This is a genomic window from Desulfonauticus submarinus, from assembly GCF_900104045.1.
Taxonomy (GTDB): Bacteria; Desulfobacterota; Desulfovibrionia; order Desulfovibrionales; family Desulfonatronovibrionaceae; genus Desulfonauticus; species Desulfonauticus submarinus.
Window position 1 is genome coordinate 16,126 of sequence record NZ_FNIN01000012.1, and the last position, 12,141, is coordinate 28,266.

Below are 12,141 nucleotides of genomic sequence, written 5' to 3' on the forward strand. Positions count from 1 at the left end.
TTTTAATCTCTTGGTTGAAAAATAAGTAATAAGTCTTGATCTACTTTTCGATGTTTTTTTAGTTTCAAGGACAAACAATCTTGAATAGAGTTTGCCTTTCTTCCCCAAAAGCTAGAAATACCTGCTTGGTCCCCCATAATTTTTGGTGCAAGAAAAAGCCAAAATTCATCTACTAGATGATTGAAAAAGAAGCTCTGAGCAATAAATCCACCGCCTTCTATTAGTATATAGTAGTATTGGTTTTGAAAAAGCCAGGAGGCAACTTTATATAAGTCTAAAAAGTTATCTTTTTCAGGTACAAGAATCGTTTTAATTCCCAGGTTTTTAAAAGAGTTTATTGTTTTTTGATTGTCTTTATTTTGTAGAGCAAAAAAGATAGTTTCCTGTGGTCTTTTACTCCCTAGATAATATTGTATGGGATTAGAAGGAAGATGTTTTGTTAAAATAATTGCCTTGGGAGTAGAAGAGGTGTGTTTTAAACGTACAGTAAGTTTTGGATTATCTTTTCGAAGGGTTCCACCTCCAATTAAAACTCCATTTACTTTTGATCGCAATTTATGAACTAATTTACGAGATTTTTCACAGCTAATCCAATTAGAGGCGCCCGTAGAAGTGGCAATTTTCCCATCTATAGTTGAGGCTAATTTGAGATAAAAAAATGGTCTTTTTTGAATAGTCCAACAATAAAAATCTCGGATCAAATTTTGGCATTCTTTTTCTAAAATAGGATAAACAACTTTTACTCCCTGTTGTTGGAGAAATTGGGCACCTCCACCATTTACTTTAGGGTTAGGATCTAATGTTCCAATATAAACCTCTTTTATTTTTGCTTCTAATATAGCTTTAGTACAAGGTGGTGTTTTGCCATAATGATTGCATGGTTCTAAAGTTACAAAAAGGGAGCATTTAGAGGTATCAATTCCTTTTTTTTTCGCATCAGTAATAGCTTCTACTTCTGCATGAGCACAGCCATATTTCCGATGATATCCTTTTGCTACAATTTGTCCATCTTTAGTTAGAACTGCGCCTACACATGGATTGGGGGCTGTTTTCCCTTTTCCTTTTTTTGCTAAGGAAATTGCCATTTTCATGAATGTTTTGATTTGTCTGTCAGTCATAGAGCAGCTAAGTAGAAATGATATTATATGGTTATTTTAGTTTTTTAAATTTTATTTTGGCTTCTTTTAGCATTTCTACAGCCAATTCATCTGGATAACCTTCAGCAAAATAAATAGCTTTTATCCCACAATTGATGAGCATTTTAGTACAAATAAGACACGGCTGAGTAGTGCAATAAAGAGAAGCCCCTTTTAAACTTACTCCATGCAAGGCAGCTTGAATAATAACATTTTGCTCTGCATGGAGCCCTCTGCATAATTCATGGCGTTCTCCAGAAGGAATATTCAATTGCTCCCTAAGGCAACCTATATCTAAACAATGAGTTAAGCCAGTAGGAGCTCCATTATATCCTGTGGCTAAAATACGTTTATCTTTAACTGCAATGGCTCCTACTTTGCGGCGCAAACAAGTAGATCTTTTAGCCACTAACTTGGCGATTTCCATATAATATTCATCCCAAGAAATACGTTCCATTTATTTTACCACGCAAATAGAGGGAATTGACTGGCAAATTTTTCTACTTCTTTGCGAATTTCTGATAATTGGGTTTCGTTATCTTTAGATTCTATTGCTGCTACAATCCACTTAACTATTTTTTCAATATCTTTGGGTTGCATTCCCCTTGTAGTAATGGCTGGGGTCCCTACCCGAATGCCAGAAGTTACAAAAGGTGACTTGGTTTCAAAAGGAACGGTGTTTTTGTTTACTGTAATCCCAGCTTTATCAAGAGCTTCTTCAGCTTCTTTTCCTGTAACATTTTTGTTTGTAAGGTTAATGAGTATAAGATGATTGTCTGTTCCGTCAGAGACTAAATTAAAACCAGCATTTTTTAGCTCTTCAGCCATTTTTTGAGCATTTTTAATTACTAACTTTTGATATTCTTTAAATTCAGGTTTTAGCGCTTCTCCAAAAGCCACTGCCTTGGCAGCAATTACATGCATAAGAGGACCGCCTTGAATCCCTGGAAAAATCTGAGAATTTAACGTCTTGCCAAACTCTTCAGAGCTTAAGATCATTCCACCTCTTGGTCCACGAAGAGTTTTATGTGTTGTAGTGGTTGTAAAATGAGCATAAGGTATGGGTGAAGGATGTAAATCAGCTGCAATAAGTCCTGCTATGTGGGCCATATCTACCATTAATTTTGCACCTACACTGTCTGCAATGGCTCTGAACTTGGCAAAATCTATTTCTCTAGGATAAGCACTAGCTCCAGCAACAATGACTTTTGGTTTGTGTTCTTGAGCTAATTTTTCCACTTGAGCATAATCTATAGTCTCTGTGTCTTTATTTACTCCGTAAAATACTACTTTGTATAGCTTCCCTGAAAAATTTACAGGGCTTCCGTGGGTTAGGTGCCCTCCATGAGAAAGATCCATCCCCAAAATAGTATCGCCAGGTTTTAGGCACGCAAAGTATACAGCCATGTTAGCTTGAGAACCACTATGAGGCTGAACATTAGCGTATTCGGCTTGAAAAATTTGCTTAGCCCGTTCTCTAGCCAAGTCTTCTGCCATATCTACGAATTCACATCCGCCATAATATCTTTTCCCAGGATAACCTTCAGCATATTTATGAGTTAAAACACTACTCATAGTTAATCTAACAGCAGGAGAGGCAAAATTTTCTGAGGCGATTAGTTCTAATTTTTTAAGCTGACGTTGTTCTTCTAAAAAAATTGCCTTAGCCAAATCAGGATCATGTTTTTGTAAAAATTCTAATAACATGCTCTCTCCTCACATTTTTAACATTTTTTAATTTTAAAAAATAAAGGTTTAACTTGGCTTATTTTGTTAAATTTTCTATGAGCGAAATTTTTTAAACAAAATAGAGCCATTAGTCCCACCAAATCCAAAAGAATTACATAGGGCAAATTCTATTTCTTGTTGGACACTACCATTGGCACAATAGTTAAGATCGCATTCTTCATCTGGGGTTTCTAGGTTGGTTGTACCAGGAATTTTGTCGTGATATAAACTAAGAACACTGAATACAGATTCAATACCGCCAGCTGCTCCTAGTGTATGTCCTATCATAGATTTATTTGCGGTTATTAAAATATTATAAGCATGGCTGCCAAAAACTTTTTTGATCGCTCTTGTTTCACACAGGTCATTTAACTTAGTTGAGGTTCCATGAGCGTTGATGTGATCTATTTGTTCTGGTTGCACATGTGCTTCTTTTAGGGCTCTTTGCATAGCCAAAGCCATGCCTTCTCCATCTTCTTTAGGTGCTGTCATATGATAGGCATCAGAAGAGGCACCAAAACCAACTACTTCTGCATAAATAGTAGCTCCTCTCTCTAAAGCACTTTCTAAACTCTCTAATAAAAGTAAACCACAACCTTCTCCTATTACAAATCCATCTCTGTCTTTATCAAAGGGACGACTAGCCTTTTCTGGTTCATCATTTCTAGTGGAAAGGGCCTTCATAGCATTAAATCCAGCTACAGCCATAGGTGTGATGGTAGATTCAACTCCTCCAGTAATGATGGCTTTTACTCTACCTAGCTTAATTTCACTATAGGCAAAGCCTATTGCATGGAGACCTGAAGCACAAGCAGAGGTTGTAACCAAATTTGGTCCTTTGGCCTTAGTGCCAATAGAAATTTGTCCTGCGGCCATATTAGAAATTAGTTGGGGAATAGAGAAGGGAGAAACTTTTTTTGGACCTCTTTTTAAAAGTTTAGAGTGAAAACTTTCTATGGTTTCTAACCCTCCAAGGCCACATCCTACAATAACCCCCAAGTTTTCATTGAGTTCTTCGTCAAGAGGCCATTTGGCATCTTGCATTAACATTTTTGCAGTAGCCAAAGCATACTGACAGAATCTGTCTAATCGTTTTATTTGTTTTGGTTCGAGAAAATTTTGAACTTCAAAATTCTTTATTTCTCCTGCAATTTGAGTGTCATACTTACTACAATCAAATCTTGTAATGGGTCCAATTCCATTTTTCCCTGCTAAAAGATTTTGCCAACTTTCCTCTAAAGAATTTCCAATAGGAGTAATAGTAGCTAGTCCTGTTACTACAACTCGTTGCATAAATTAGCCTCTCTTCACAAGATAGTTTTTAAGTAGTTCCAGAAGTTTATTTCTGGAACTACTAGTTTGGTTATGTATTGGATTTAATAAAGTTAATAGCATCTTGAACTGTTCTTATTTCTTGAGCTTTGTCATCATCGATTTCTACATCGAATTCATCTTCCATAGCCATAATAAGCTCAGTAAGGTCTAAAGAGTCTGCCCCAAGGTCTTCTACAAACTTTGCTTCTGGTTTTACTTGGTCTAAAGATACTCCCAATTGTTCAGCTACTATTTCCTTTACTTTTTCTTCTACAGACATTTTAACCTCCAAATTTAATTTTTTTATTTAAGTGGGTTAAACCTTTTAATTAAAGGTACATACCGCCATTTACTCCAATAATTTGTCCTGTGATATAGCCAGCTTTTTTAGAAGCTAAAAAAGCAACCAGCTCAGCAATGTCTTCACTAGAACCAAATCTATGAAGAGGTATTTTTTCTTGATAAGATTTTTTTATTTCCTCTGGGAGTTTTTCTGTCATATCTGTAGTAATAAACCCTGGAGCTATTGCATTTACTGTAATGTTTCTAGGGGCTAACTCTAAGGCAGCTGTTTTAGTAAGACCTATAAGGCCTGCTTTTGCCGCAGCATAATTGGCTTGCCCAATATTTCCGCATTGTCCTACCACAGAAGTGATATTAATTATTCTCCCATACCGTTCTTTCATCATAATTTTTGCAGCTTGTTGAAGAAAAATAAATGCCCCTGTTAAATTCACTCTTAATACGTCTTCCCATTGTTCTTTTTTAAGTCTGACAATAAGGGCATCTTTGGTAATACCAGCATTGTTCACTAATACTTCTAATTTTACCTTGCCTTTAACTTGCTCTTTAAAAAAATTTGTAACTTCTTCCCAATTACTGCTATCTAAACAAAAGGCCTTTGCCTCAACTCCTTTTTGTTTAATTTCTTCTACCACTTCTTGAGCTAGGTTTGGCTTACTTACATAAGTGAAAAAAATTTGAAAACCTTGCTCTGCCAGTTTTAACGCAATAGATTTGCCGATTCCTCTAGATGCTCCTGTTATGATAGCCGTTTTTGTCATAATGTTATACCCCTTAAAATTCTAAAATACTTGCGCCCCAAGTAAAACCACCTCCAAAAGCTACAAGCAAGACTTTATCCCCTTTTCTTATTTTATTTTTTTCATAAGCTTCACTTAAAGCTAGTGGTATAGAGGCAGCAGACGTATTGCCATAGTTTTGAACATTTATGTATACCTTGTCTAGGGATAGGTCCAATTTTTTAGCAAGTGCTTCAATAATACGGATATTGGCTTGATGAGGAATGAAAAGGTTAATATCTTTTGAACTTAAATTGTTGCTTTCTAATATTTCTTCGCAGATGCTCGCCATAGAACGTACAGCGTGTTTAAATACTTCCCGTCCTTTCATTTGCACAAAATATTTTTCATCTATAATTTTACCGAGCTGGGGAGGATGCATGGAACCTCCACCAATTACAGTTAACAGGTTTCCTAATGTCCCATCTGCTTTTAATCTTACATCCTTTATTTTAATATTAGATGAAGATTCTCTAGATACAATAATTGCTCCAGCAGCATCTCCAAACAATACACAGGTAGTGCGATCTTGAAAATTCATTCTAGAGCTTAGAATTTCTGAGGCAACTACTAACACTTTTGCCTTTTCGTGAATAGCGCAGATACCTCTAGCAAGCTCTAAGGCATATAAAAAGCCTGTGCAGGCAGCGTTTACATCAAAGCAAGGAATATTTTTTAATCCTAGTTTGGCTTGGAGTACAGTTGAAGCATTTGGCACATAGGCATCTGGCGTAAACGTAGCTATCAAGATATGAGTTAAGTCTTCAGGCGTTAAATTAGCATCTTTTAAAGCATTTAAACTTGCTTTAAACGCTAAATCTGAACAGGTTTCTTTTTCTACTAGATGCCTTTGTTTTATTCCTGTTCTAGTAGTGATCCATTCATCAGATGTGTCTACTATTTTTTCTAAATCTTCATTAGTGAGAATTTTGTTTGGCACAAAATGGCCTATTCCAAGAATATTACATTTTTCCATGGTTCTATTTAATTTTTGTTTGTTGAGTATTGTTTTCCAATGCTTTTTTACTTAACAGAGAAATTTCTCTGTGCATAGAAAGACCTTCTTCTAAGTGTAAATTAGCTTTATTCCTTACAAAAGAAGCTGCCATTAACACAGCATTTTTTATAGCCTTGCTATTAGAGGAACCATGGCAGACAAGGGCAATTTTTTTCAAGCCTAATAGAGGTGCTCCTCCATATTCTGCATAATCTATTTTACGACTAAAATTTTTTAATGCTCTTCTGCCCAATAGAAAACCAATTTGAGCTAAAAGACTTTTTTTAACTTCTTGTTTTAAAATTTTAGTCAGAGAGTTTGCTAAGCCTTCCATTAATTTAAGGGCAACATTACCTACAAATCCATCGCATACAATGACATCTACATTTCCTGTAAAAATATCTCTTCCTTCTACATTCCCAATAAAGTTAAAAGAAGAGAGTTTAAATAAATTAAAGCTTTCTTTAGTAAGAGCATTTCCTTTTCCTTCTTCTTCTCCAATGGTTAAAAGACCTATTTTAGGCTCTTTAATTTTAAGGACATCTCTGGCAAAAATTTCTGCCATAAGACCAAATTGAAGAAGATGAATAGGTTTGCAGTCCACATTGGCGCCTACATCTATTAAGATAACAGGTTTTTTTTCTGTAGGTAAAATAGAAGCCAAAGCAGGGCGTTCAATGCCTTTAATTCTGCCTACAATAAACATTCCACAAGCCAGTGTAGCTCCTGAATTACCAGCACTTACTACACCATCCACTTTGCCTTTGCGGGCTAAGAGAAAGGCTTTTTGAATAGAAGAATCTTTTCGTTTTCTTAAGACTTCAGAAGGTTTTTCTTCCATGCCCACAACTTCGCTTGCTGGGCAGATGTCAATACTTAAGCCTTTTATGTTCTCTTGCCCCAGAATATTTTTTATCTTCCCCTCATCTCCCACTAAAACCACAGAGAGATTTTTAGTGCGAGCGGCTTGGATGGCGCCTGGGACAATTACTTCTGGGCCGTGGTCTCCTCCCATTGCATCCACGGCAATGCAAGGCTTTTTACTCATTATCCTCGCGTCTTAAATATTGTTTGCCCCTATATTTTCCACACGCAGGACATACACTATGAGGAAGAGTAGCCTCCCCGCAAGAACAGTAAATAAAATTGGGAGTGTCTAAATGATGATGAGATCTTCTCATTCCTTTTTTTGATTTAGAAGTTCTTTTTTTTGGATTAGCCATTTTTTTACCCCTTATTTAGAATTTATTTTTAGTTGTCTAAAAATGCTAAGCCTTGGATCCCCATTATCTTGCTCACAAGAGCATTCCCCTTGGTTTAGGTTTTGTCCACATTTGGGGCAAAGGCCCTTACAATTTTTTTGGCATAATTTTTTTTCAGGCAATGCCAATAAGAACTGTTCCCACAATACCTGAAATACATTTAACTCAAAGTGATCATCAACATAACGTAACAGCCGTTCTCCTAAAAGCTCGATTTCTTGAGGCTCAAATTCTTCAAAAAAATCAAAAGAGCTTTTTATCTCAATTTTGGCTGGCTCTAAACACCTATCGCAAGGGAATAGAGCGTACCCTTGCAATGTCCCCTGAATTAAGAACCCTTTTTTTTGAGGGAAAATGGTCAATACCATAACTAAAGGAGATTTTAGTTTAAATTCTAAGTGAAACTTTGAGACAAACTTTATCCATTCTGGAGTTGTCTCAAATGAAAATTCCCGGCCCTCAGCCGGGATATCTGTTAATTTTAGCCAGCCTTCTACCATAATACTTTTCCTTAAAAGGAGCTGAAACTTCATCTGTCTATAGTGGGAATGCCTTTCTTGTCAAGAATTTAGACTTGCCATTTTTCCTTAACAAGGATATAGACCTCTCTTCTTAATTGATTTTGAAAAAATTTTGGAGGTAATAGATATGTCTAGGCGATGTGAGATCTGCGGAAAAGGTCCTTTAGTAGGCAACAATGTGAGCCATGCTAATAATAAAACCAAAAGAAGATTTTTACCTAACTTGCAAAAAGTAAGAGCTGTTTTACCAAATGGAGAGGTAAGAAGAATTAGAGTTTGCACACGGTGTATTAGAAGTGGTGCAGTTAAAAAACCTTCTTGTTAATTTAATATTAGGTTAATTTAGCCCTGCTTTTAGGCAGGGCTTTATTATTTATTTCTTCTTCTTCCATTTCTTCTATCATTTCTTCTTTAAATTTTTCTAACTCATCTTTGTAAAAGGCAATACTTGTTTCTATTCCGCACCGCGGACAGTACACTCTAGCATTTGCTCAGCGACCTTTTATTTCCACAGGATGTCCACAGAACTTACATAAAAGCTCAGCCATTTTTATTCCTCTTGGTTAATTTTTATTCAGGCCCAAAACATCTGTATGGTTTTTGGTAAGCATAAGTGTCAACTATTTCTTGATAATCGTCAAACCAATACGCATTTGGATTTCGTTTAAAGAGCATGATGTCGCCACTGGTAGAGTCATCTGCAGCTCTATGATAGCGAAAAATAATATGTTTATCTGTTAAGGCTACAGGCTCTATTTTTCCACTAGCATGAGACATAGTAAGACGTGCTCTTTTAGCAAGGCCTGAACACATCATTTGTGCTTTTTGAAAAATTTCTAGGGCCTTTTCTATGGGGACGCTAAAACTGAAATTTCCTATGGTTGGTCTGCAAATAAATACATAGTAAGGAGGAATCCCAATATAAGATAATTTTTTAAATAAATTGGCTAAAATATAAGGGGAATCATTGATTCCTTTTAGCATAGGAGTTTGATTAGCTAAGATAACGCCCGCTTTTAGAAGAAGCTGCACGGCTTTTAGAGTTGGTTGGCTAATTTCAGCAGGATGATTAAAGTGGGTCATGATATAAATTCTTTTTTCTGGCAAACTATAAGCGGAAAGTAGTTTTATTAAATTTTCATCATTTAAAATTCGAAAAGGATTAAAGGCTAGGAGCTTAGTGCCTATTCTAATGATTTTCACATGGTTAATTTGTCTAAGCCTAGAGATAATGGTTTTAAGCTTTGAAGTAGATAAAATTAGTCCATCTCCTCCAGTAAGTAAGACATTATTTATTTCAGGATGCGCCTCAATATAGGAAAAGACAGGTTCAAGGTCTTGTATATATTCATTCATTTCAGGGTGAAGAAAAAGCCTTTTTCTAAAGCAAAATCTACAAAATCCTCCGCATACATTGCTTATAAGCATTACTGCTGTGCTTGTATATTTGTGTTGAAACCCTGGCATTATAGAGTAGTCTTTTTCATTAGAGGCATCTAATCGTCCCCATTTTTCTAGTTCTTGTAAGTTAGGGATAATTATTTTTTTTATTGGATCGTCAGGATTTTGCCAATTAATAAGAGATAAGTAGTGTTCATGTGCTCTAAAGCTGAACTTGTTTAGTACAGGTTGGAGTGCGTCTAGTTCTGTTTTGTTAATACCCTTAACTTTTTGAATATCTGTTAGATATCCTTGATTTGGCAATTTTCCCTCCTTAACATTTAGAGATGTTGAGTATTTTAAACGAAGCTTTTGAAGATATAGAAGAAGAGCTTTTAACATTGGATTAAAGTTTAAGTCAAATGGACGAAAGATTAGATTTGACTTACTTTAGGGAAGCTGGCAACAACAAAATTTAAATAAAATCAAATGGAGTTTTAAATGAATAAATTTAATCTTAGGCTAGTTGCTTGGGAGGTTACGCGTGCCTGCAACTTGGCTTGTAAGCATTGCAGGGCAGAAGCAAGGCTAGAACCTTTTGAGGGAGAGTTAGATACTAAAGAGGCTTTGAGCTTAATTGACGAATTTAAAAAATGTGGTGATCCTGTCATTATTTTTACAGGCGGAGAGCCTTTATTACGCAAGGATATTTTTGAGTTAGTTTCGTATGCGTCTTCTTTGGAGTTGCGCTCTGTTATGGCTCCTAATGGCACTTTAGTTACCTTAGAAAATGCTAGGGAGATGAAGAGAGTTGGGATTCAGAGATGTAGTATTTCTATAGATGGTGTGGACGCTAAAAGTCATGATGAGTTTAGGGGGCAACCAGGTGCATTTGAAGGAGCCTTACGAGGGATTGAATATTTAAAACAGGCTGGAATTCCTTTTCAAATTAACACTACTGTTACTAAACAAAACCTGCATAGTTTTAAGGATATTTTTTCTTTAGTAGAAAAATTAGGAGCTGTTGCTTGGCATATTTTTATGTTAGTGCCCACAGGTAGAGGCTCAGAGATTAGAGATGAGATTATTTCTGCTCAGGAATATGAAGAAGTATTAAATTGGTTTTATGATTTTAGAAAAACAACTTCTATGCACTTAAAGGCCACTTGTGCGCCCCATTACTATAGAATTATGAGACAACGAGCGAAACAGGAAGGACTTAAAGTAGATAAATCTACTTTTGGGTTAGATGCAATGACAAGAGGATGCCTTGGTGGTATTGGCTTTTGTTTTGTTTCTCATTCTGGGCAGGTTCAGCCTTGTGGATATTTGGAGCTTGACTGTGGGCAGATACGTGAAATGCCATTTTCAAAGATTTGGGAAAGTTCTCCTATTTTTTTAAATTTAAGAAATCCCAAAGCGTATAAGGGAAAATGTGGATATTGTGAATTTCATAGAGTATGTGGGGGGTGCAGAGCCAGAGCCTATACTATGAAAGGAGATTATTTAGCAGAGGAACCTCTTTGCACTTATGACCCTAAAAAAATAAAAGCGTAACTATATTCTTTTTAAAGAGAGGTGTTATGGATAAAATAGATAAAGCTATTTTAGATATTATTCAAACGGATTTTCCTTTAGTGTCTAGGCCCTATGCAGTAATTGGAGAAAAATTGGGATTAGAAGAAAAAGAAGTGTTTAACAGAGTGATAAAGTTAAAAGAAAAAGGAGTTATTAGAAGAATTGGAGCAAATTTCCAATCTAGAAAGTTAGGGTGGTTTTCTACTCTTTGTGCAGCTAAAGTGCCTAAAGAAAAATTAGAAGAATTTGTGCAAGTGGTAAATTCATATCCTGGAGTTACACATAATTATTTAAGAAAACATGATTTTAATGTGTGGTTTACATTTATTGGACCTTCAGAAGAAGAGGTAAATAAGAATTTGCTTGAGATTAAAGAAAAAACAGGCATAGCAGTTTATAGTTTGCCTGCAATTAAAATGTTTAAGATAAAAGTGGATTTTCCTATGCAGAGGAGGAATAAGTGAAAAAAAGAATTATTTTGTCACCATCTTTATTATCTGCGAATTTTGGAAGATTAGAAGAAGAACTTTTTGCTTTAGAAGAAGCTGGTTTAAAATGGGTGCATTGGGATGTAATGGATGGTATTTTTGTCCCAAATATTACTTTTGGTCCTCCAGTAATTAGGCAGTTGCGAAAGAAGAGCAAATTGTTTTTTGATGTGCATTTAATGATAGATAAGCCAGAAAGGTTTTTTGAGGTGTTTACAGATGCGGGGGCAGACTTAATTTGTTTTCATGCAGAAGCAAGTTTGCATTTAGAGAGAGCAGTGCAAAAGGTAAAAGATTTGGGAGTCAAAGTAGGGGTAGCCTTAAATCCTGCGACACCCCTTTGTAAAATAAAATATCTTTTGCCAGATTTAGATATGGTTTTGCTTATGAGTGTAAATCCTGGTTTTGGAGGACAGAAGTTTATTCCTTTTACTAAAGAAAAAATCAAAGAGCTAAGACAATTGCTGGAAGAGAAACAACTTTCTGTAGATATTCAGATAGATGGTGGAGTGAGTCCTCAAAATATAGGAGAGTTGGCAAGTTTAGGGGCAAATATTTTTGTATCTGGCTCTGCATTTTTTAATTTCCCTCCGTATGGGCAAAGATATGAAACTTTTTTAAAGGCTCTTAAGGATAAAGACAGTTAAATTGTGTG

16 protein-coding genes are annotated in these 12,141 nt (G+C 35.7%); 4 read left to right on the forward strand and 12 right to left on the reverse strand.

The window, feature by feature from the left end:
- Positions 1 to 2 precede the first annotated feature (2 nt).
- From ribD to BLP60_RS08755, 10 genes are all read right to left on the reverse strand, one after another.
- Positions 3 to 1,118, reverse strand: a complete 1,116-nt coding sequence (gene ribD / locus BLP60_RS08710; RefSeq protein WP_092066072.1) for a bifunctional diaminohydroxyphosphoribosylaminopyrimidine deaminase/5-amino-6-(5-phosphoribosylamino)uracil reductase RibD — start codon at positions 1,116 to 1,118, stop codon at positions 3 to 5.
- A 31-nt stretch (positions 1,119 to 1,149) separates the two neighbouring features.
- Positions 1,150 to 1,593, reverse strand: coding sequence for a deoxycytidylate deaminase (locus BLP60_RS08715; protein WP_092066073.1), 444 nt, complete (start codon positions 1,591 to 1,593; stop codon positions 1,150 to 1,152).
- A 5-nt stretch (positions 1,594 to 1,598) separates the two neighbouring features.
- A complete protein-coding gene (gene glyA / locus BLP60_RS08720; protein ID WP_092066074.1) occupies positions 1,599 to 2,843 on the reverse strand; it encodes a serine hydroxymethyltransferase in 1,245 nt (414 codons plus the stop codon).
- Between the two features lie 75 nt (positions 2,844 to 2,918).
- Positions 2,919 to 4,157, reverse strand: a complete 1,239-nt coding sequence (fabF, locus tag BLP60_RS08725; RefSeq protein ID WP_092066076.1) for a beta-ketoacyl-ACP synthase II — start codon at positions 4,155 to 4,157, stop codon at positions 2,919 to 2,921.
- Between the two features lie 70 nt (positions 4,158 to 4,227).
- Complete coding sequence (acpP, locus tag BLP60_RS08730; protein ID WP_092066078.1) at positions 4,228 to 4,458, reverse strand: acyl carrier protein; 231 nt, start codon at positions 4,456 to 4,458, stop codon at positions 4,228 to 4,230.
- Positions 4,459 to 4,507: 49 nt separating this feature from the next.
- Positions 4,508 to 5,242, reverse strand: a complete 735-nt coding sequence (fabG, locus tag BLP60_RS08735; protein ID WP_092066080.1) for a 3-oxoacyl-[acyl-carrier-protein] reductase — start codon at positions 5,240 to 5,242, stop codon at positions 4,508 to 4,510.
- 13 nt (positions 5,243 to 5,255) lie between these two features.
- Complete coding sequence (locus tag BLP60_RS08740; protein ID WP_092066082.1) at positions 5,256 to 6,236, reverse strand: beta-ketoacyl-ACP synthase III; 981 nt, start codon at positions 6,234 to 6,236, stop codon at positions 5,256 to 5,258.
- A gap of 4 nt (positions 6,237 to 6,240) precedes the next feature.
- On the reverse strand, positions 6,241 to 7,305 hold the full coding sequence (gene plsX, locus BLP60_RS08745; protein WP_092066083.1) for a phosphate acyltransferase PlsX: 1,065 nt from the start codon (positions 7,303 to 7,305) through the stop codon (positions 6,241 to 6,243).
- On the reverse strand, positions 7,298 to 7,480 hold the full coding sequence (gene rpmF / locus BLP60_RS08750; RefSeq protein WP_092066086.1) for a 50S ribosomal protein L32: 183 nt from the start codon (positions 7,478 to 7,480) through the stop codon (positions 7,298 to 7,300). The genes plsX and rpmF overlap by 8 nt, the downstream gene beginning before the upstream one ends.
- A gap of 11 nt (positions 7,481 to 7,491) precedes the next feature.
- On the reverse strand, positions 7,492 to 8,019 hold the full coding sequence (locus tag BLP60_RS08755) for a YceD family protein (RefSeq protein WP_159427719.1): 528 nt from the start codon (positions 8,017 to 8,019) through the stop codon (positions 7,492 to 7,494).
- 148 nt (positions 8,020 to 8,167) lie between these two features.
- Here BLP60_RS08755 and rpmB point away from each other — a divergent pair, with 148 nt between their 5' ends.
- The gene (rpmB, locus tag BLP60_RS08760) at positions 8,168 to 8,365 is read left to right on the forward strand and encodes a 50S ribosomal protein L28 (protein ID WP_092066090.1); all 198 of its coding nucleotides are present in this window, start codon (positions 8,168 to 8,170) and stop codon (positions 8,363 to 8,365) included.
- Positions 8,366 to 8,372: 7 nt separating this feature from the next.
- Here rpmB and BLP60_RS10615 read toward each other — a convergent pair whose 3' ends face one another.
- Complete coding sequence (locus BLP60_RS10615) at positions 8,373 to 8,519, reverse strand: hypothetical protein (RefSeq protein ID WP_159427720.1); 147 nt, start codon at positions 8,517 to 8,519, stop codon at positions 8,373 to 8,375.
- 91 nt (positions 8,520 to 8,610) lie between these two features.
- Complete coding sequence (locus BLP60_RS08765; RefSeq protein WP_234970983.1) at positions 8,611 to 9,744, reverse strand: KamA family radical SAM protein; 1,134 nt, start codon at positions 9,742 to 9,744, stop codon at positions 8,611 to 8,613.
- Between the two features lie 177 nt (positions 9,745 to 9,921).
- On the opposite strand from BLP60_RS08765, the gene ahbD reads away from it, so the two are divergent.
- Genes ahbD through rpe form a run of 3 tightly spaced genes read left to right on the forward strand, consistent with a single transcriptional unit; the run spans position 9,922 to position 12,133 of the window.
- Positions 9,922 to 10,977, forward strand: a complete 1,056-nt coding sequence (gene ahbD / locus BLP60_RS08770; protein ID WP_092066094.1) for a heme b synthase — start codon at positions 9,922 to 9,924, stop codon at positions 10,975 to 10,977.
- 26 nt (positions 10,978 to 11,003) lie between these two features.
- The gene (gene ahbA / locus BLP60_RS08775) at positions 11,004 to 11,462 is read left to right on the forward strand and encodes a siroheme decarboxylase subunit alpha (RefSeq protein ID WP_092066096.1); all 459 of its coding nucleotides are present in this window, start codon (positions 11,004 to 11,006) and stop codon (positions 11,460 to 11,462) included.
- Positions 11,459 to 12,133 carry a ribulose-phosphate 3-epimerase gene (gene rpe, locus BLP60_RS08780; protein WP_234970984.1) on the forward strand — a complete coding sequence of 225 codons (675 nt, stop codon included), beginning with the start codon at positions 11,459 to 11,461 and terminating at the stop codon, positions 12,131 to 12,133. Before ahbA ends, rpe begins: the two co-directional genes overlap by 4 nt.
- The last annotated feature ends 8 nt before the right edge of the window (positions 12,134 to 12,141 follow it).